The sequence below is a fragment of the Methyloceanibacter sp. genome, from assembly GCF_058506495.1.
This window is the reverse complement of record NZ_JBZMXT010000001.1, coordinates 108456-128685: the sequence shown is the minus strand read 5'-3', so window position 1 is coordinate 128685 and position 20230 is coordinate 108456. Positions and strand designations below refer to the sequence as shown.

General features: G+C 60.3%; 19 protein-coding genes and 1 tRNA gene. 8 read left to right on the top strand and 12 right to left on the bottom strand.

Annotation, left to right across the window (positions count from 1 at the left end):
- Positions 1–116 precede the first annotated feature (116 nt).
- Both AC33YF_RS00585 and AC33YF_RS00580 read left to right on the top strand, forming a co-directional pair.
- The gene (locus AC33YF_RS00585) at positions 117–1781 is read left to right on the top strand and encodes a GMC oxidoreductase (RefSeq protein ID WP_491775241.1); all 1665 of its coding nucleotides are present in this window, start codon (positions 117–119) and stop codon (positions 1779–1781) included.
- 14 nt (positions 1782–1795) lie between these two features.
- Entirely contained in the window at positions 1796–3211 is a 1416-nt protein-coding gene (locus AC33YF_RS00580; RefSeq protein ID WP_491775240.1) for a CapA family protein, read from the top strand.
- 7 nt (positions 3212–3218) lie between these two features.
- Here the strand turns inward: AC33YF_RS00580 and pheT are convergent, their stop codons facing one another.
- The 8 genes from pheT to AC33YF_RS00540 all read right to left on the bottom strand — a co-directional run bounded on the left by pheT (position 3219) and on the right by AC33YF_RS00540 (position 12029).
- Complete coding sequence (gene pheT, locus AC33YF_RS00575; RefSeq protein WP_491775239.1) at positions 3219–5630, bottom strand: phenylalanine--tRNA ligase subunit beta; 2412 nt, start codon at positions 5628–5630, stop codon at positions 3219–3221.
- Positions 5631–5633: 3 nt separating this feature from the next.
- Positions 5634–6719: a phenylalanine--tRNA ligase subunit alpha gene (gene pheS / locus AC33YF_RS00570; RefSeq protein WP_491775238.1), complete on the bottom strand. Its 1086-nt coding sequence runs from the start codon at positions 6717–6719 to the stop codon at positions 5634–5636.
- Positions 6720–6784: 65 nt separating this feature from the next.
- The gene (rplT, locus tag AC33YF_RS00565; protein ID WP_491775237.1) at positions 6785–7141 is read right to left on the bottom strand and encodes a 50S ribosomal protein L20; all 357 of its coding nucleotides are present in this window, start codon (positions 7139–7141) and stop codon (positions 6785–6787) included.
- Between the two features lie 35 nt (positions 7142–7176).
- The gene (gene rpmI, locus AC33YF_RS00560; protein ID WP_491775236.1) at positions 7177–7380 is read right to left on the bottom strand and encodes a 50S ribosomal protein L35; all 204 of its coding nucleotides are present in this window, start codon (positions 7378–7380) and stop codon (positions 7177–7179) included.
- A 178-nt stretch (positions 7381–7558) separates the two neighbouring features.
- Positions 7559–8080, bottom strand: coding sequence for a translation initiation factor IF-3 (gene infC, locus AC33YF_RS00555; protein WP_491775235.1), 522 nt, complete (start codon positions 8078–8080; stop codon positions 7559–7561).
- A 151-nt stretch (positions 8081–8231) separates the two neighbouring features.
- Positions 8232–9551 (bottom strand): O-antigen ligase family protein, encoded by a 1320-nt coding sequence (locus AC33YF_RS00550; RefSeq protein WP_491775234.1) that lies wholly within the window; start codon positions 9549–9551, stop codon positions 8232–8234.
- Between the two features lie 171 nt (positions 9552–9722).
- On the bottom strand, positions 9723–10634 hold the full coding sequence (locus tag AC33YF_RS00545) for a hypothetical protein (RefSeq protein ID WP_491775233.1): 912 nt from the start codon (positions 10632–10634) through the stop codon (positions 9723–9725).
- Between the two features lie 198 nt (positions 10635–10832).
- Complete coding sequence (locus AC33YF_RS00540; protein WP_491775232.1) at positions 10833–12029, bottom strand: glycosyltransferase family 4 protein; 1197 nt, start codon at positions 12027–12029, stop codon at positions 10833–10835.
- Between the two features lie 46 nt (positions 12030–12075).
- Here AC33YF_RS00540 and AC33YF_RS00535 point away from each other — a divergent pair, with 46 nt between their 5' ends.
- A complete protein-coding gene (locus AC33YF_RS00535; protein ID WP_491775231.1) occupies positions 12076–12873 on the top strand; it encodes an alpha/beta hydrolase in 798 nt (265 codons plus the stop codon).
- A 3-nt stretch (positions 12874–12876) separates the two neighbouring features.
- Here the strand turns inward: AC33YF_RS00535 and AC33YF_RS00530 are convergent, their stop codons facing one another.
- From AC33YF_RS00530 to AC33YF_RS00520, 3 genes are read right to left on the bottom strand one after another with little or no spacing between them, the layout of a single operon-like run.
- Positions 12877–13752, bottom strand: a complete 876-nt coding sequence (locus AC33YF_RS00530) for an SDR family oxidoreductase (protein WP_491775230.1) — start codon at positions 13750–13752, stop codon at positions 12877–12879.
- Positions 13749–14957, bottom strand: a complete 1209-nt coding sequence (gene queG, locus AC33YF_RS00525) for a tRNA epoxyqueuosine(34) reductase QueG (RefSeq protein ID WP_491775229.1) — start codon at positions 14955–14957, stop codon at positions 13749–13751. The genes AC33YF_RS00530 and queG overlap by 4 nt, the downstream gene beginning before the upstream one ends.
- Complete coding sequence (locus AC33YF_RS00520) at positions 14938–15624, bottom strand: glutathione S-transferase family protein (protein ID WP_491775228.1); 687 nt, start codon at positions 15622–15624, stop codon at positions 14938–14940. Before AC33YF_RS00520 ends, queG begins: the two co-directional genes overlap by 20 nt.
- A 136-nt stretch (positions 15625–15760) precedes the next feature.
- On the opposite strand from AC33YF_RS00520, the gene AC33YF_RS00515 reads away from it, so the two are divergent.
- Positions 15761–16558 (top strand): undecaprenyl-diphosphate phosphatase, encoded by a 798-nt coding sequence (locus AC33YF_RS00515; protein WP_491775227.1) that lies wholly within the window; start codon positions 15761–15763, stop codon positions 16556–16558.
- Positions 16559–16634: 76 nt separating this feature from the next.
- On the opposite strand, the gene AC33YF_RS00510 is transcribed toward AC33YF_RS00515, so the two are convergent.
- Positions 16635–17609, bottom strand: a complete 975-nt coding sequence (locus AC33YF_RS00510; RefSeq protein ID WP_491775226.1) for a complex I NDUFA9 subunit family protein — start codon at positions 17607–17609, stop codon at positions 16635–16637.
- Positions 17610–17753: 144 nt separating this feature from the next.
- Between AC33YF_RS00510 and AC33YF_RS00505 the strand changes: the two genes are divergently transcribed.
- The 4 genes from AC33YF_RS00505 (at position 17754) to AC33YF_RS00490 (ending at position 20202) form a co-directional block, all read left to right on the top strand.
- Positions 17754–17840 (top strand) — tRNA-Leu (locus tag AC33YF_RS00505).
- A gap of 81 nt (positions 17841–17921) precedes the next feature.
- The gene (locus AC33YF_RS00500; protein WP_491775225.1) at positions 17922–18542 is read left to right on the top strand and encodes a ribonuclease D; all 621 of its coding nucleotides are present in this window, start codon (positions 17922–17924) and stop codon (positions 18540–18542) included.
- Between the two features lie 131 nt (positions 18543–18673).
- A complete protein-coding gene (lptC, locus tag AC33YF_RS00495; RefSeq protein WP_491775224.1) occupies positions 18674–19444 on the top strand; it encodes an LPS export ABC transporter periplasmic protein LptC in 771 nt (256 codons plus the stop codon).
- Complete coding sequence (locus AC33YF_RS00490; protein ID WP_491775223.1) at positions 19441–20202, top strand: LptA/OstA family protein; 762 nt, start codon at positions 19441–19443, stop codon at positions 20200–20202. Before lptC ends, AC33YF_RS00490 begins: the two co-directional genes overlap by 4 nt.
- Positions 20203–20230 lie beyond the last annotated feature (28 nt).

The window sequence follows — 20230 nt, the reverse complement described above, 5'->3', positions numbered from 1 at the left end:
TAACTGACGATAAGGACTCGTACGCAGGGGCGGTAGAGCCTCTCGCGCTTGTGTGATTGGAAGTGAAACAAGCTCATCACGTTGGAACTCGCGACGCAGCCGGGGTATTGAGAATCATGCAGCAGCCCGAAACTCTGTCCCTTGCCCGTATTGACATGCGGCCGTCTTACGACGTTGTCGTGGTCGGATCCGGATATGGCGGCGGTATCGCCGCAGCGCGACTGTCTCGCGCGGGCCAGCATGTCTGCGTCCTGGAGCGCGGCCGGGAAGTGCCTGTCGGCGGCTTTCCCTCGCGCTTGCCGGAGCTTCGACGCGAGCTTCAGGTCACCAACGGCGCAAAGCGCTCCGGGTCCAGAACGGGCCTATACGATGTGCGGCTCGGTTCCGACATCAATGTGGTCGTGGGCTGCGGTCTCGGCGGCGGTTCGTTAATTAATGCGGGGGTCGCATTGCACCCCGATGCGCGAGTCTTTGCGGATGAGGCTTGGCCCAATGCGGTCCGCGACGACGGGTTGCTCGAACTCGGTTTCGCACGCGCCTCGGCCATGCTGCGGCCGACCCGTCATGCGAGCGCGCCCTCACTTACAAAGTACCAAGCGCTGGAGGCGGCAAGCGGTGTCTTCGGGACGCCCCCTGTGACCGCGCCGGTCACCGTGAGTTTCGACGATACCGTCAACCCGGCCGGCATCGCACAAGCCGCGTGTACGCTCTGCGGCGACTGCTGTTCGGGGTGCAATGTAGGGGCGAAGAACTCCATTGCTGTGACGTATCTGGCCGATGCCAAAACACATGGCGCCGAGATCTTCACCGAACTGTCCGTCAGTTCCGTGGAAAAGCTGACATCCGGGTGGCGGGTGCACTTCCGTTCGACCGATGATGCCGAAGACGGCTCCTACGTCGATGCCAAGACAGTTTTTCTAGGCGCAGGGACATTGGGGTCCACGGAGATATTGCTGCGGTCTCGCGACCGCGGACTGAAGACGTCCGATCGACTCGGCTCTGGGTTCTCTGCCAATGGCGACATCATTGCCTTTGCGCTCGGCGGAAAGAACCGCGCTAATGCCGTCGGCGTCGGTCATCCCCCAAAGTTTGCAGAGGACCCCGTCGGCCCCTGCGTGGCGGGTCAGATCGAACTGCCTGACAATGCCGATCTAAGTGCCAGTATGATCATTCAGGAAGGCACCATGCCTTCCTCTGTCGCACCCCTTTTGCCGGTGTTTTTTGCAGCGGGCGGCCGCTTGCTGGGCGCAGCGCAGAGCCTCATTAAGGGCGTATACAAGGGCCCGCTTGCGCATCTGCAGAGCTTCTTCTGCGTCTCCCACGACGAGGCGCTCGGGCACCTCGTGCTCAAGGATGATGCGTTGGAAGTCGATTGGCCGGATGTCGCCAAGCAGGACGTTTATGCCCGCGTTGATGCTGCGCTGACAAAGGCTGCAGAAGCGGTTGGCGGGCGCTACATCAAGAACCCGCTCGTCGCGACCAATATGGGAACGCGTCCTACGACAGCGCACCCGCTCGGCGGCTGTGGCATGGGGGAGGCCGCTGAAAGTGGGACGGTCAATCACAAGTGCCAGGTCTTTGCCGGTCCGTCGGGCGCCGAGACTCATGCGGGGCTCTATGTTTGCGATGGCTCGATCATACCGCGGTCGCTTGGCTGCAACCCTCTCCTGACGATCAGCGCCTTGTCCGAGCGAGCGATGGTTCACTTCGCGCGTGACCATAATTTGGGGTTCGATGTCGAACCAATTCGGGCCCGAGCCGAGCTCGAAACCACCGCATGAGGATCCAAAGGCGGATGCGCCTTGCTGTCTACACCACAGCCGTGCTCATGGCGTGCGTCGGATTTGCGAGTGAGGCGCGCGCCGAGATGGCGATCAGCGCTTGCGCGCCATCCGAATATACTGCCGCGATTGGCAGCGCACAGTCCTCGGCAGGTCCCAAAGGCAGCGGGGGACCAACGCAGCTCACGCTGCTGCTCGCCGGCGACACTGGTTTCAACCCGAAGGACGCACCCGTCAGTGCCACGGGCTTCACCAAAAACCGGCAGAGCCTCACCTATGCAGAGAGCCTGAGCGGCATCTCCGGAGAGGTGGACGGCGATCTGGCCTTCCTCAATCTCGAGACCGTGGTGACGGACCGAAACGATCTGGAACCGGAAATGAAAGGGCAGACATCGCCCTACAATTTCCGAAGCCACCCGGCTGGGCTCAATGCGTTGGTCGGTACAGGGTTCAACCTCTTCTCCTTGGCCAACAATCATTCAATGGACTACGGCCCCACAGGCGCGGAGGAGACGCTCTATCATATGGCCGTCGCGAATGCGGCGAACGGGAAGGGTAAGGCAATCGCCTATGCCGGCCTTGGCGCCGACTTCGAGGAAGCAACCCGGCCGAGCTGTCTTGACATTGACGGCATGAAGATCGGCTTCACCGCGACGGGGATCATTACCCGTCAGCAGGCTGAGCATCGTGCGGGAGAGGGAAAGCCCGGTCAGGCGGCCTACCGCCGTCGTGACGACTTCGAAATTGTCGTTAATCGGCTACGTGAGCTTCCCGCTGACTATCGGATCCTATCTGTGCACTACGGCGTTGAAGGCCGTGTTGTACCGGACAAGCGTCAGCTCGACGATTGGCGGGACTTCGCGGCGCGGGAGAGGAGCATCGATCTGATCGTCGGACACCACCCCCATGTAGCCCAGGGTATCGAACGGGTCGGGAACGCTCTCATCTTTTATGGACTAGGCAATTTTCTCCACCCCGGCACGGCAGCGATGCAACGCTTCGGCATGTGCCGCGACTACGGGCTCATGGCAAAGGTGCATCTCGCGAAGTCGGGGGAGGACTGGACGGTCGGCGCAATCGAAGCAATCCCGATCGCCAACACTCATATCCGCCCGGAGCGTTTTTCCCCGCAAGAAGGCGCGCGCCGCATTTTTGCTCTGAACTATTTGGGGCGTCAGCTCGGGGACTCCGCAGGCGCCGAAGGCATCGCCTTCACGCCGCGCCGCGATGGGACGGGGCTTTATTGCGGGGCGGGGTCCGAGTCGCTCGGAGGCAAAGTGGGCGCACTCTGCGCATCATGGACGCCCGCACCGCCAATTCCAGCACAGCTCGCCCCAAGCTTAGCGGACGCGTGCGCAGACAGGCCATTCTACGGCGCAGGCCGCAAGAAGAGGCGCAACAATACCATCTTCGGGTTCGGGCAGTTTTAGCCGAGACTTACCGAAGCATGCCGCCCGTCGCTTTTGCGACGCCTGCGACGACTTTCTCCGCCACCGCGTCGATCTCCTCGTCCGTCAGCGTCTTGTCGCGCGGTTGAAGGACGACCTCGATTGCGAGGGACTTCTTGCCCTCAGGAACGCCCCGGCCGGTGAACTCATCGAAGACATTGACGCTGGAGATCAGCGAACGGTCGGCACTTGAGGCCGCGCGAACGAGCACGGCGGCGTCCGTCTCTGCATCGACCAGGAAGGCGAAGTCGCGGGTGACCGCCTGAAGGTCCGAGGCGTCGAGCGCCGCCCTGGCCGTGCCCTTGGCCTTAGATGGCGGAAGATTGTCGAGATAGACTTCGAACGCGGCCATGGGCGCATCGGCATCGAGAGCGGCGAGCGTATCCGGATGGAGCTCCCCAAACACGCCGAGCATGACTTTGGGGCCAAGCTTGATGGCGCCCGACCGACCCGGATGAAACCAGTCCGGAGCCTCGCGCGTGATTTGCACCTTGCTCTGGTTGAGACCAAGCGCCTCCAATGCGGCGACAGCATCTGCCTTGACGGCCGACCAGCCGGCCTCTGGCGCTGCCCCCGACCAATGACGGCCTGCGCCATCGAGCGACGACTGCCCGAAGCGCACGCCGCTGGCCGAAGCAAACTGATCATCTGGCGAACGACCGTGATACGCGTTGCCGAGCTCAAACAAGGCGCCGTCCGCAAGGCCGCGATCCCTGTTGCGCTTGGCAGCACTGATGAGGCCCGGCAACAGGCTCGGGCGCATCTGCGACAGCTCAGTGGAAATCGGATTATCTAAGGAGAGGTCGTCTTGGCCGCCGCCAAACTCCATAGCCTCGTTCTTCGGGATGAACGACCAGGTCACGGCTTCGACCAAGCCACGTCCGGCCAGAAGGCGGCGCACGGCACGGGACTTTTTCTGCGCGGGCGTCAGAACCGGTTTCGCCACCCCGGAAAGGCGCGGTAGCGGCGTGGCGGGGACACGGTCGACGCCAGCAAGGCGCACGACCTCCTCCACGAGATCGGCCGGGATCGAAAGGTCCGGCCGCCACGACGGTGGCGCGGCTTTCCGTGTGTGCCCCTCGCCCTCCAGCTTTATGCCCAGAGCCTTCAGGATGCGCTGAATATCGCGCTCCGGCAGCGACAGACCGCTCAGGCGCTCAATCCGACGTATGTCGAAGCGGAACGGCGCATTCGCTTTTGGCGCTTGCCCCGCGACGGTGACCGTACTGGCCTCACCGCCGCATAGATCAAGCACCATTGCCGTGGCTTGCTCCAGCCCGGGCTCCACCGATTGCGGGTCGACGCCTCGTTCGAAGCGGAAGCGCGCGTCCGAAATAATATTCAGTGTACGGCCGGTGCCTGTGGTGCGCTTCGGATCGAAATAGGCAGACTCGATGAAGACGTTCGTGGTCTCTTCGGTGCAGCCGGTCTCTTCGCCGCCCATGACGCCGCCAAGGCCGAGCACGGCGCGATCGTCGGCGATAACGCACATCTCCTCGTCGACCTTATAGGATTTACCGTCGAGAGCCTCAAAGCTTTCGCCTGCTTTGCCGAGCCGCGCTCGGATCGCGCCGGACAGCTTGTCAGCGTCGTAGACGTGTAAAGGGCGCGCACGATCGTAGGAGATGTAGTTCGTGATATCGACGAGCGCGTTGATCGGACGAAGGCCGATTGCCCTTAGCTGTGCCTGCAGCCAGTCGGGGCTTGGTCCGTTCTTTACACCGCGCACCAGGCGGCCCGCGAAGACCGGACAGGCGTCTTTCGTCTCCGTATCGAACTCAAGTTCGATGGGAACGGGATTGTCGAACGTTCCTTTGATCGGCTTGACGGTGTCCTTTTTCAGCTTGCCGAGCCCGGCTGCCGCGAGATCGCGAGCCACGCCACGGACGCCAAGGCAATCGGGACGGTTCGGCGTGATGGCGATGTCGAACACCACGTCATCAAGGCCGAGCGCCTTGGCTGCCGAGCTGCCCACGCGCGACGTCCTCGGGAGTTCGATAATCCCGGTATGTTCGTCGGAGAGTTCCAACTCGCGCTCCGACACCATCATGCCGGACGATTCAACGCCGCGAATCTTGGCCTTCGTCAGCGTGAAGTCGATGCCGGGCACATACGCTCCCACCGGCGCGAACACGCCTTTCATGCCGGCACGCGCATTGGGGGCGCCGCAGACCACTTGCAGCGTCTCCTTGCCCGTATTGACGCGGAGGACTTGAAGCTTATCGGCGTCCGGATGCTTTTCCGCCGAAACGACCTCGGCCACGCGAAAGTCTTCGAGCGCCTTGGCGGGATCGACGACCTCTTCGATCTCAAGCCCGATTAGGGTGAGCGTATCGGCGATCTCGTCGACGGACGCGTCCGTGTCGAGATGTTCCTTCAGCCATGAAAGGGTGAACTTCATTACCTAGCTCAGCCCCCCAGCAAGGGTCGGCACGGATAGCGGAAGGAAGCCGTAGTGCTTAAGCCAGCGCAAATCCCCTGCGAAGAAGGCTCGCAAGTCAGGCGCACCGTATTTCAGCATGGCCAGCCGATCTATGCCGACGCCAAAGGCAAACCCTTGGTACTTTTTGGAATCGAGATCGACGGCATGAAGGACGTTGGGGTGCACCATGCCGCACCCAAGGATCTCTAGCCATTGATCACCCTCGCCGATGCGAATCTCGTCACCAACTTTCGCGTAGCCGATATCGACCTCCATCGAGGGCTCGGTGAAGGGGAAATGGCTGGCGCGGAAGCGCATCTTGACTTCGGGCACTTCGAAGAACGCTTTGCAGAATTCCTCCAGGACCCATTTGAGATGACCGAGGTGGGTCTCCTCGTCGATCACCAGCCCTTCGATCTGGTGGAACATCGGTGTGTGGGTCTGATCGGAGTCGCAGCGGTACACCCGGCCAGGTGCGATAATGCGCAGTGGCGGCTTATGGGCGAGCATGGTGCGAATCTGCACAGGGCTTGTGTGTGTGCGTAGGACCGGGCGGTCCCCGTCGGCGCCTTCACCGAAATAGAACGTATCGTGGTCCTGCCGCGCTGGATGCTCCGGCGGGATGTTGAGTGCGGTGAAGTTATTGAAGTCGGTCTCGATGTCCGGGCCTTCCGCAATCGAAAAGCCCATATCGGCGAAAATCTCAGTGAGTTCCTCGGTGACCTGACTAACCGGGTGTATGCGGCCCTCCGCCAATGGTCCTTCGCGCACCGGCAGCGTTACGTCCACACGTTCGCCGGCCAGCTTCGCGGCCGTGGCCGCACGCGCGAGCGTCGCGCGTTTTGCTTCAAGGGCCTCGGATATCGCGACCTTTACCGCATTGACCGCCTGGCCGTAGCTCTTGCGCTCCTCTGGCGGCATCGAGCCGAGCCGCTGCATAAGGGCTGAAACGCGGCCCTTCTTGCCAAGCGCGCCCACGCGCACCTCTTCGAGGCCCGAAAGATCAGACGCAGACGCAATCGTCTCAAGCAACTCGGCCTTGAGGGTATCCAGCTCGGACGCGCTCATTGGGCTATTGCCGCCATGGGGCTGACGCCGTCATAGGTCTCGCTCCTTGCCAGCGAACTCGGGCCTTAAGCCCGGGCGGCAGTGGCAGCTTCGACCAACCCTTGAAAGGTCTGCGGCTCGCGAACGGCTATATCGGCCAGAACCTTCCGGTCGAGCTCGATACCGGCCTTCTTGAGACCATCGATGAACTGGCCATAGGTCGAACCATGAGCTCGGGCGGCCGCGTTGATGCGCTGGATCCACAGAGAACGGAACGTACGCTTCCGCACCTTGCGGTCGCGATAGGCGTACTGACCGGCCTTCTCCACGGCCTGCTTGGCGACGCGGATAGTGTTCTTACGGCGTCCATAATAACCCCTGGCCTGCTTAAGTACCTTGCGGTGACGGGCATGATTGGTGACGCCACGTTTTACACGGGACATTGTCGGTGCTCCTTAGCGTTTCGTTGCGCCTAGCCCTAGCGGGCGTAGGGGAGAAAATTCTTCTTCACGACTTTTGCGTCTTCATCGGCGAGAACCATGGTTCCCCGCGCGTTCCGGATAAACTTATTGGACCGCTTGATCATGCCGTGACGCTTGCCGGCAGCAAGGCACTTCACCTTGCCTCTGGCCGTGACCTTGAATCGCTTCTTGGCACCGCTCTTCGTCTTGAGCTTGGGCATTTTGCTTCCTTCTTTGGCAGGCGCTGGATGGTTCCAGGCCGGCGTTCTTAGAAAAATTTAGAATCAAGATGCTGGAAAGCATGAGAGCCGCCACGGCATGCCCTGCCGGGCGGCTCCTTAAACCGCGGGTTATAGAGGTAATTGCGCCTCGAGCGCAAGCGCTGTCGGCGGCATCTGGCTAACGCGGTGCCAACACCATCACCATCTGGCGCCCTTCCAGACGGGGCTCGGACTCCACCTTCGCGATGTCGAGCGTGTCTTCCTTAACCTTGTTGAGGAGCTGGACCCCTAGATCCTGGTGCGCCATCTCTCGGCCCCGAAAACGCAGGGTTACCTTGACCTTGTCGCCTTCTCCGAAGAACCGGTTCATGGACCGCATCTTCACGTCGTAATCGTGCGTGTCGATATTGGGTCGCATCTTGATTTCTTTGATCTCGACAGTGCGCTGCTTTTTGCGTGCTTCAGCGGCCTTTTTCTGCGCCTGATACTTATACTTGCCGTAATCCAGGATTTTGCAAACGGGCGGGTTTGTATTGGGCGAGATCTCGACAAGATCGAGCCCAGCCTCAGCTGCGCGCGCGAGCGCGTCTTCGATTTCGACGACGCCAACATTTTCGCCGGTTGCGTCAATTAGCTGGATTTGCGGAGTGTCAATTCCCTCGTTTGTGCGGGGGCCTCCCCGGTTGGGGGCGGTCTTCATGGGCCGTCTTGCGATGTCTTAGTCTCCTTCAATTTCGAAGCGCCCTCGCCGCGGCGAGGCGCGGGGCGCAACCATTAAACAAAGTTACAAGCGAAAAGTTCTACAAGAAGGGAGCGATGTCTGACAAGTCACACCGAAATAGGCCTTCGGATCAGGGCTCAGTTGCTGCCGCATCCTTGGCAGAAAAGCGATACACGTTCACGGCCAGCGCCACGTAGAGGGCGGACAAGCCCGTAAGCGCCATTAGCCATCCCTGCCACATGCCCCAGGCAAAGGCGATGATGGCGAAGAATGCCGCGACGTGGGCTGAGGCAAAGCGTTGAGCTCCGCGGGGAATCGCGCCAAGTGACAAAATGACGGCAGAACCGGTAACCACGAATAGGATGACACCGACCGCGCCAAGCTCGTACCAGGTCTGAAGGAAGGCGTTGTGCGCATGCGCACCCGCGCGCCATCCGAAGCCCTCCTCCTTTTGTTTTTTCTTCCACTCCATCCTTCGATTATCCGGTGACTGATCGATCTTGCGAGTTGACGAGCCCCCGATGCCAAGTAGCGGCGTGGCTTGAACGTGCTCGGCGGTGTAGGCCCACAGGGTCACACGGGCCTGCGCCGAAAATGGAAGCCGGTCGGACTGATGGAGCTCTGCTTTGTACGCCGCCGTCGCCAGTGGCACGACGAGCGCGAACGCAAGGCACCAAACGAGCCATAGCCCCCGCCGCGTCCCGGTAGGCGAGAGCGTTGCGAGCGCGAATACGACGAGACTGGCGACGATCCCAACTTTCGATGAATCGTGGTTCGATAGGAATATCGCTACCGTTGCGGCGATTAAGAGCGCAACGGCGACGACATAGCGGCTTCGGTGGCCAAGGTGCGTCACAGTGCAAAGCAGCGCGGGCCACAAGGCCAAGAGCATGACGGCGATCATGGCGTTAAATTCGCCCGGAGGGATGCGCACAATCTCTCCGTTGCGGACCACAAATTCTTTGAGGCTGTCGGGCCGTGTGAATGCAAGGGCGTTATAGAGAGCCAGCGTTGCAACCCGTCCCGTCAGGGCCTCGAACAGCAGAAAGGCAACTCCAACCCCGATACCGATTACAAATGCCGCCGCCGCCATGCGCAGCGAGCACTCAGGCCAGCGCGCAAGCGCCCGCGCTGCAGCAAAACACATAAGAACGATGAGCGTAAACCAAAGGGCGGCTGTAAAGGCCCGCTCGGGGTCAAGCGACCAAGTGGCGTTGACGAAGAGATAGGCGGCGGTGATACCGAAAAGCGCTAGAGTCGCATTGATCCGGAACAGCCCCGTGACACCATTACCGCGCGCAATTTCCAGTCCAACGCAGCAAAGAAAGAGCACAACGAGTATCGCAACCGTTGTCTTCGGCACCAGCAGCGTCAGGAGCGGGCCAAGGAAAAACAGCGTGCGGATGATCGCCGGCTCTCGCCGAAGCGCGAGTTTGGCAAGTTGCTGCATGGAGTTGACCGTATTGTAGCGCTGCCGCAGGGCCCATTGGCGGTTGGGGAGATGAAGTCTGTTGCTATGGCTTAGCATCCCGGAGGCGCACTCGGAAGCACCCGACACGAAGCCTGTGGGCAAGCCCCCTGAGGTTCGGAGTTGCTGACGAGCCTTCGGGTAAGTCTCCAGCTAAACCTGTGCAGCAGGGTCCCGCTGCGGAACCGGGCCTCCGGTACCGAATAGTCCCCAACGACGCTGCAGACGGCGGACAATTTGATGCACGAGGCGTAGCGCCTCGTCGCTGAAGAAGCTGGAGGATCCATCCTCCAATGCAAGCGGACGCACCGCGCCAGTCTCGTGGCGCGCTTCGCGCCAGGTCTCCCACAATCTTTGGTCGATCCGGTTTTCCGCCTGAATGCTTGCGACCGTCTCTCGGGAGAGCACCTCTTGTGTCAAAGGAGTCCAACCGGCCCCGCGTGCTAAGTCCTGATGGCCGTTGTGAAGAAGCGCGTTGGCCGAGATGTCAAGCCTATCGCCAAGGGCACTCAATAAATCGTCGCACAGCGTGTAATCGCCGACGAACCAGAACATGGAGAGAAACGCGTTTGCCAGATCGTATTTGTCTTGGTCAGAAAGTCTAGCGATACGCACCCAGCTCAGTTCGAGAAAATTGTTGAGGATGTAATGCGTGATGAAGTTGCGCCGCATGGCCCCATAGGCCACATCGATGCTGTAGGGCTGCAATCCCTCGCTGATGTAGCGCGTCATGCGGAAATTGTAATAGGACACGAAATGACTTGCGGGATCGCGCAGCAACAAACTGCGCTTGATGAGACGGTCCGCAAAGAATGAATCGACCGAGAGCCCCAGATGATGCCCGCTCACCACTTGGGTCTGCTTCGGATTAGCCAATTTAGAGATGTCGTAGCCGGTTACAATTCGGCCGATGCCGTGGCGACGGCGTACACGATGGTAGGAGCCTGCGGGCAATGCGCTGGCTAGGTGCCGGTCGATGGTCCGCCCTGCACATTTGGGCACATGGTAGATGAAATGGACGGGCCGCGTATTTGCGCCGTGGCCCTGCTGTGCTCGTGCCTGCATGTGTGTTGGAGTACTCGAATACATTTTTGGAAGCTTGGCACTACCATACTTAACAACTCCTTTAGGGCGTTGGTTCCCCAAGAACGGAGCTGTGCAGCGCCAGTACCAAATGCGAAGCGATCGTTATCAGAAGCTGTGGCGGAAGCGAGGCCAAAAAGTGCAGGAATAGGCGCCGTTCACACACGTTTTTTTGAACGTCTAGAATTGCTTGGATGATCGGAAGGCGGCAGCAAGCTCCGTACCCAAAAGTTGGTCGTAAACACCCAAAGTTGCCCGTTGCATATCGTGTAGAGCGAATTGTTTTCGTACGTGTGTGCGTGCCCGCTGACCCATAGCCGAAAGCGCCTGAGGTGAAAGGGCTAAAGCCTCGGCAAGACACTCAGCGAGGGCACCGGCATCGGCAGCTGGCGCGACCCATCCTGTTGCGATGCCCCCAGCGGTTTGGGCCACAACGTTCTCGCTTGCGGCTCCGATGTCGCTGACGATGACTGGACACCCTGCGGCCTGAGACTCGACGCTAGTGCGTCCAAACGTCTCAGCACGCGTCGATGCCAGGACAGCAATGTCGGAGAGCAGAAATGCCGCCGGGATGTCGTCGCAATGCCCTACAAGGCGCACCGCGTGCGCGAGGTCTGCGGCATCGATCTCTGCTTGGAGCTCTTCGCGATAGTCGTCGCGTCCCTGTGAGTCGCCAGCAAAAATGAACACAATGTTCTTGAGGTGGTCTTGCTCTTTCAGCTGACGGGCCGCTTCGATCGTATAGTGGTGCCCTTTCCATCGGGTAAGTCTTGCAGCCTGCAAGACAACGCGCTGACGCGGATCGAGTCCCCAGGCTTGTCTGAGCCGCGCGATGCGCTCCGGTGCTACCTTCTCCGCGTCAAAAGCGGCGACATCGAAGCCGCGATGGATGACGTGCAGATGCTCCGGCGGCACAGAATAGCGGCTGGAAATAAGATCGGCCGTGAAGCGGGAGTTCGCAATCACTCGGTCCCCGCGCGCCATGACGCCGTTGTAAAATGTCTTGAGCCAACTCCGGCCGCTATACGCTCCGTGATAGGTCGTCACGAAGGGGCGTCGTGTCCGGCGTGCCGCAAGATATGCGCTCCAGGCAGGTGCGCGGCTGCGAGCATGCAGCAGCGTGACGTGGCGGTCCTCGACGATCCTCTGCAGACGTTGCGCGTTGGCGAGAATAGTGATCGGGTTCTTACTCCCGACGGGCAGCTTGATCATCTCTCCACCCACGTCCTCAAGGGCGGTTGCCAAGCGTCCCCCTTCGGTGGCAACCAGGGCTTTCGCGCCGGCTTCCGTCAGCGCTGCAGCGATTTCAACAGTCGACTGCTCGCTACCGCCGGTTTCAAGCCTTGGCACGACCTGCAATATGGTCACATCCGACATCGTGTCGCTTCTATCCTCGAAACCCAAAGCGTGGGCAGCTCGCAAAATGAATCAGCAAGAACCACATTTTCTAGAGATTGGCCAAGGGGTTCATGCTCGCCGCATAGCCTACCGCTTCGATGGCGGCGCTTCCGACACGAGCCCTGCGATTGTGTGGCTCTCAGGTTTCCTGTCCGACATGGCAAGCACAAAGGTCGTCTTCCTAAGCGAGTGGGCGTCTGAGAAGGGCTACGCCATTCTGCGGTTCGACTATTCGGGCCACGGCCTCTCCGGCGGCGACATTCAAAAGGCCTCCGTCGGTGCCTGGCTAGAGGAGGCGGTTGCCATGCTTGAGCTGGTGAGCAAGAGACCCATTATCCTCGTTGGCTCCTCGCTCGGTGGCTGGATATCGCTCCTTCTTGCTCGCACACTTGGGCAACATGGCGATGCCGGTCTTAAGGGGCTGGTGCTGATCGCGCCCGCCTGGGACATGACCGAGAAACTGATGTGGGAGAAGATGTCGGACGATGCGCGCAATGCGGTGCTCACTGAGGGCGTCTTCTACGCCCCTTCGGACTACGACGACCCCTATCCGATCACCAGGATTCTGATCGAGGAGGGGCGCAAGCACCTATTGGCGTCGAGGAATATTCCTGTCAGCGCGCCCGTGCGCATCCTTCAGGGAATGCACGACGAGGACGTACCGTGGGAGCACAGCGTTGCCCTGGTCGACCTTCTTGCTGAGGACGATGTGGACCTCACGCTGGTCAAGACGGGCGGCCATCGCCTGTCGGAGCCAGGCGACTTGAGGCGTCTTGCGCGCACCATCGAGGCTCTCATAAAGCCTGATGCGACGCTCGCATAAGCCTCATGGCTTCAGCGCCGCCAGCCCCTCACGAAAAGTCGGATAACGGAGCTTCACGCCGAGATCGGACTTTATGCGCGCATTGCCGATCTTTCGGCTCCCCTCATAAAAACTCCGCACCATCGGCGACAGATCGGCCTCATCGAAGTCAATTTCCGGCGGCGGTTCGACACCAATCATTCGAGCGGCGTAGGCCACGATGTCACCCGGCGCTGCGGGTTCATCATCTGCGACATTGTAAATTTCTCCAGCCTGCGGCTGTGCAATCGAGGCCTCAAGCACTGTGGCGATATCCTCGACATGAATGCGGCTGAAAACTTGGCCCTGCTTGTTGATACGTCGTGCCGTGCCGGCCGCAAGCTTGTCAAAGACGCTGCGGCCCGGACCATAAATGCCAGCCAGCCTGAAGATATGCACCGGCACGCCGGTTTTGGCACCGAAGTCGAGCCAGGCCTGTTCTGCGAGCACGCGGGCCTCGGTTCGGGCGCTGTTGGGCTTGGGCGGCGTGTCCTCACTGACCCAGTCGCCCTGCTGATCGCCGTAGACCCCAACCGTCGACAGGTATCCCACCCATTGCAGAGTCGGGAGTTGGGTCAGCACCTCGCCGTAGTGGGTCAGCACGTGGTCTCCGTGGCTGGCATCGTCCTGCCGACTCGGTGGGATCGAATGCAGCAGATGGGTGGTCCCCTTTAGGATGCGATCAATACCTGGGTGCGGCGCATCGCCGGAAAATGGCGCAGCATCGAACCCCTGGGCCCGCAAAGCATCCCGTTTCGACTCGTCCCGAGCTGTTCCGGCGATGGTCCAGCCACGTCCGGCCAAGCGCGGCGCGAGCGTTTGCGCGGAGTACCCGAAGCCGAAAGCGAACAAACGGCTCATTGAGCTTGCACTCCGTCGTCCGCGAGCCATTCCGCCTGGACGTGGCGATCCGCCTCCTCCGCAAGTCTCTGCGGACGAAGGGCGTCAAACAGACTTGGGTCTAGACGCCGGAGTGCCCACACCGCCATAGCCCGTACGAGAGGAGATGCATCCCCGATGAGCCGTTTGATACAAGGGACAAGCGATGGGTCCTTCGAATTCCCCGCTGCGATGAGCGCGTTGCGCACAAAGCGGTCGCGTCCGGTGCGCTTAATCGGTGTAGCGCGGAAGCGCTCTCGGAATGCCGCGTCGTCTAGCATTAGAATTTCGGCGAGGGGCGGATCGTCGGCCTGAGGCCGGATGGCAAGTCGTGCTTCGTTGCCCGCGTTCGCAAATTTGTTCCAAGGGCAAACGGCAAGACAATCGTCGCATCCATAAATGCGATTCCCCATCGCAACGCGGAATTCATCCGCAATATGCCCTTTGTGCTCGATGGTCAGATACGAAATGCACCGACGCGCATCGATCTCGTAGGGTGCCGTGAATGCGTTTGTCGGGCACGCATCAAGACACAGGCGGCAGGAACCGCAATGGTCCACTTCCGGCGAGTCCGCCTCAATCGCGGCGGTAGCGAAGATCGAACCTAAGAACAGCCAAGAGCCGAAACGCCGTGAAACCAAATTCGTGTGCTTGCCCTGCCAGCCAAGTCCGGCCTTCGCCGCCAGCGGTTTTTCCATCACAGGCGCCGTGTCGACAAAAACCTTCACATCGCCGCCCGCCAAGGCTTGGATCTGCCCGGCAAGCTGTTTGAGCTTGCCTTTGATGACGTCATGATAGTCGGCGCGCTTCGCGTAGATCGATACCGCCCCCCGCGATGTGCGTCGCAATGATGCGAGCGGATCGGCAGAGCTGCCATAGTTCATTCCTACGAAGACGATGCTGCGAACATCTGGCCACAGCGCCTTGGGACTCCTCCGGCGCTCGGCCGTGTCCTGTAGCCAGCGCATGTCGCCCTGCCTGCCCTCGGCGACAAAGGCATCGAGCGCGGCGCCCATTTCTTCAGGTGCATCCGCGCTGGTGACCCGTATGACGTCGAATCCAATCGCCTCTCCCTGCTTGGTGATGTACTGCTTGAGAGACTGCCCCATCACAGGTGCCCGCCCGCAGGCAGCATCGTGACCAGGCGCCTGCGACGATGCCCCCTTCTCAGAAATCGAGGTCGGCATAAGTCCCCGCCGGGACGAAGCCCGCGACCCTGTCCAGCAAGAGCGGGCGGAACGAGGGCCGAGATTTCACTAGAGCATACCAATTCTTCGCCGCTTCGAACTGCTCCCACGGCACCTCGCCAATGTAGTCTAGTGCGGACAGATGTGCTGCCGCCGCCAAGTCTGCAAAGCTCAGTGCATCGCCAGCCAGCCAGCTGCGTGTCTCCGTCAAATGGCCGATATAGGCCATATGATAGCGCAAATTATCGCGACCCGCCCGCATCGCGTCCATATCCGGCGAGGTGCTGTTGGGCCCAAACCGGCGAAAGACCTTCTCGATGACGAGGTAGTCGGTGACCTCCGAATGGAATTTGTGATGAAACCACTCGACAAGACGCCGTGCCTCAGCTCGGGCATCGGCTTCGCCGGGGAAGGGTTGAAACGCAGTTATCCGACGGTCATCGAGCGTATCGGACAACCACTCAGAGATAGCGTACCACCCGGCGATCGGCGGACCGTCGTCCGGAATTAAAACGGGCAACGTGCCCGCCGGGTTCAGTGCCAAGAACTCCGGCCGCCATTCCCAGGGCTTCTCCTCGTTCAACTCAGCCTCGACCCCGCATTCTGCAAGGGCCAGGCGAATTGACCTGGAGAAGGCGCACAGCGGATGGTGGAGAAGACTCGCCATGGTGGCCTTTGCGGACTAATGCTTCGGAACGGGGCCGGCTGGAAAATGTATCGCGCGAACCGCGAGAGCCCCGTATAGAACTTGCGGGTGATACGGACAAGCGGCACGGGGTGAGCCGCGTGAGGGGATGGGGACCATGACTGTAGAGCAAATCATTGTCATCGCGGTGGTTCAGGGAATCACTGAGTTTCTGCCGATTTCCTCGTCTGGCCACCTGGTTCTCGTGCCGTACCTGCTTCACTGGCCGGACCAGGGCCACTTCGTCGATGTCATGGTGCACGTGGGAACCCTGTTTGCCATTCTGATCTACTTCTGGCGCGATGTATGGAAGCTGATTCGCGGCGCGTTGGAGCTTTTCCGCGGCAAGGTCACCCAAGATGGCAAACTCGCCATCTACATCGTGTTGGCAACGATTCCGGCGGTTGCCTTCGGGTTGTTTCTCAAGAAGTTCGGCTTCGGCGATCTCGAGCGAAGCGTCACCATCGTCGCATGGAACACCGTGATCTACGGCGTTCTGATGCTTGTTGCAGATATGGTCGGCAAGCAGGAGAACACAATGGAGAACATGACGCTGAAGAGCGCATTGTTCATCGGTGTGGCGCAGGCCCTAGCCCTTATTCCCGGCACAAGCCGCTCTGGTGTCACCATGACTGCCGCGCGCTTCTTGAACTACACGCGCCCCGACGCGGCACGGTTTTCCTTCCTCCTCGGTATCCCCGCAATCGCGGGCGCTGGCGTCCTGACCGTGGGAGAGGCGCTAGCGGCGGGCGATACAATTACGATGGATTCGATCTACTGCGCGATCTTGACCTTTTTCGCGGGGCTAGCGGCGATTGCGTTCTTGATGGCCTTGGTGCGGCGCATCAGCTTCTTGCCGTTCGTGCTGTACCGCATGGTGCTCGGCGGGTTCCTTCTTTTCATGATCTATTCGTAGGGGCCCCGTGTCCGAGACCCATAGTGGTGGCGCCGGCATCGAGGTGTGCCGAGCCACGCCTGACTGTGCCGTGTCCTCAGGCCTTGTAGACTGAAAACTGTCCACGCGGACGGAACTGCTCCAGATAGTCTGGCACAACGTCGGCTACGGCGACGGGTTCGATCCCAAGCCCTTTGAGCGTGCGTCCGTCTTTCTCCGCTTCCGCACTAACAACATTGTCTTTCTCTAGGAGGCGGACCTGGTCGATGGTGAGCGGCGGGTTAGGGAGCCACTGCAGCAGCGCGCCCTGCAGTTTGGCGAGCCAAAACGGCAGCGGGATGAGCGGGCGCGAACGCATTGTATAAGCGAGCACCCGCTCCATCACATCCTTCATGGTCAGGATTTCGGGGCCACCAATCTCATAGGGCGCGTCCGTCTTGCAACGACCTTCAATGGCCGCAACTAAGGTCTGTGCCACGTCGCCGACAAAGACCGGCTGGAACTTCGTTTGGCCGCCACCAATCAGGGGCAAGGCGGGAAAAACTTGCGCCATCGCGCCAAACCGGTTGAAGAACTCGTCCTCGGGGCCGAACACGACCGAGGGTCGGACGATGGTCGCATTGGGGTAGACTTTGCGAACGCCTGCCTCGCCTGCGGCTTTGCTCCGGGCGTAGATTGAGTATGAGTCCGCGTCGGCGCCGATCGCCGATACGTGGACAAACGTCTGGGCTCCGGCCAGCCTTGCGGCCTTGGCCACGTTATGTGCACCCTCGTCTTGGACTGACTTAAATGTCTGTTTGCCGGAGGCGAACAGAATTCCAACGAGGTTCACGACCGCATCCGCGTCCTCAGCTGCCGTTACGAGCGACTCCGGGAACCGCACGTTCGCTTGCACAGGCATAATCTGGCCGACGCCCCCCAGCGGCTGAAGGTGGCCGGCGAGATCGGGACGGCGGCATGCGACCCGGATCCGCGCCCCCGTGCGTGCAATGGCGCGGACGAGATGGCGTCCAAGAAATCCGGAGCCACCGTAAACGGTTACCAGCGTTCGATTGTTAAGTGTTACGCCCACGGCAAAGCCTCGTTCTCTCGTCGCTCCGTTTCGCGCATGCAACATGCCACGAAGACGCGCTACCTTGAAGGCGGTTATTCGTCTCAACTCCGCGGGTGAAAGAATTGACATTGCCCAGCGCCAATCGTACCTCAACGAACTCAAGCCCAGGTGGCGGAATTGGTAGACGCGCTAGCTTCAGGTGCTAGTGCCCGTATGGGCGTGGAAGTTCGAGTCTTCTCCTGGGCACCACCTATCGTCTCGTCCACGACCGAGCGGTGGGTAAAACGGGCCGCATGAGGGGTGTGAAGGCATCCTTCCGGAAAGGCGAACGTGAGCCAGTCTTCGAACATCGAGCTTTTCAAGGGAGACCTGCCGCCGGGGCGGTTTGCGGCCAAGGCGATTGCGGTCGACACAGAAACGCTCGGCCTCAACCCACATCGCGACCGGCTGTGCCTCGTGCAGCTGTCCGATGGCGATGGTACAGCGGCCCTCGTTCAAGTTTCGCCAGACGACGATGCAACGGAGTTGAAGCGGCTGCTCGCAGATGAGAGCGTCCTGAAGATATTTCACTACGCTCGATTCGATGTCGCTGTGTTGAAGCACGCCCTCGGTGTCGACACGGCGCCGATCTATTGCACCAAGATCGCCTCGAAACTGGCACGGACCTATACAGATCGTCACGGCTTGAAGGATTTGTGCCGGGAACTGCTTGGAATCGAAGTCTCCAAGCAGCAGCAGTCGTCGGACTGGGGTGCGGAGATGCTCAGCCCCGAACAGCTCAGCTACGCAGCCAGCGACGTGTTATATTTGCACGCCCTAAAGGAACGGCTCGATGCCATGCTGGATCGCGAGGGACGGACCCATTTGGCCAGCGCCTGTTTCGCATTTCTCCCGGTTCGGGCCGAGTTGGACCTCAAGGGCTGGTCCGAGATTGATGTTTTCGCCCATTGAGATTTGCGAAAATCCGCCTGAAACCGAAGTTCGCGGTCGCAATCTGATCAAAGTCCTGCGGCTAGTTAACTGGCATTGAGAACCACGCCCAGGCATTAGTGGAGCCAGGTGTACATAAATTGACGAACGTAATGGCATACGAGGCGAACGCCGCAGGCGCCCGCGGGCGTCATAAGGTTCGTACGGCCAACGAGCGCGCTAAAGCGATGCGGAGTGCGAAGCGCCACAGCATGCTCGTCCGTATTCTGCGCAAGGTGCTACCGGTGCTCGCCGTTCTCGTTCTTGGCGCCTATTTCTTCTCCACACGGATGAACGTTCATGTGGGCGGCATCACTGCAAGCATTGATGGTCTTGAGGTCACCGACGGTGCCTTGCGGATGCTAAATCCAACGATGCGCGGGACCGACAAGAAGAACGGCGACTATGTCATCAAGGCCGACTACGCGGACCAGGATGTCGAGAGCCCGAACCTCGTAAAACTCACTGCGATCAAGGCCGACGTGGCGAACAAATCGAATGGGAGCTGGTCGCGCATGCGGGCTGTGCGAGGCAAATTCGACTCGAAGAAGGAACGGCTAATTCTCAAAGACCAGATCACATTGGCCACAAGTGCAGGTCTGACGGGAGAGCTTTCCTACGCGACAATCGACATGAAGAAACAGATCTTGCGATCGCATAACCCGGTCGCGCTCGACTTGCCGAATGGGACCGTTCGGGCAAATGCGATGACGCTTTACTCCGAGCGGAACGAGATTGTCTTCCGTGGGAGCGTGGCGGTCCATCTCCAGCCTCGTAAGGGCTCCGCTGCTGCTCCAACGGAGACGCCGGCGTCAACAACGGTGTCTGAGACGGTGGGTGATCCGGCTTCGGCCCAAGTGGAAACCATTGGGGCCGCGCCATGACCGTCCGATCTGTAGTTTGGATCTTTGCTGCGGTTTCGATTGGGGTCGGAGCACTTGTGCCGCAGCCCGCGTCAGGGCAGGCCGCCAAAAAAAGCGCGTTCGGGAGCCTTTCGAAGAACTCGAATAAGCCAATCGATATTCTCGCCGATCTGCTCACTATCTACGACAACCGGAAACTCGCCGTGTTCCAGGGCAATGTGCGGGCCAGCCAGGGTTCATCAACTTTGCAGGCGGCTCAGCTCGACGTGCATTACACGGGCGGGGCGAAGGCATTCACTGGTCAGGGCGATCCGAACCAGGGAACGGCCCAAAGTCCGGCTCAGCCCGCTGCCGGCCAGGCCGACGACTCGCAGATCAAGAAGATTGTGGCCAGCGGTAACGTCTTGCTCAACAGTGAGGACAACCAAACGACGAAGGCTGATCAGCTCGTTTACGATGTGCCCAAACAGCAGGTGACGGTGCGCGGGAATGTGGTCATCAACAACGAAGAAGATCAGACGACGACAGGCGATTGGGCCATTTATGACGTCGTAGGGCGGAAAGCCGTGGTCGGCGGCAATGTGGTGTTATCCCAGGGGCAGAACGTGCTAAAGGGTGACCGGCTTAACATCAATCTGGCGACTGGAGAAAGCCGGTTTGCGAATACCGGCACAACAGAGGATGGCAGTCGCCGCATACGCGCCCTGCTTCTCCCGAGGGAAGTCGAGAAAAAGCCTGCCGAGGGGACGAATAACCCAGGCGGGGCTGCTGCGCAGTAGTCGTGTATTCTTAGTCTTGCCGGGCGGT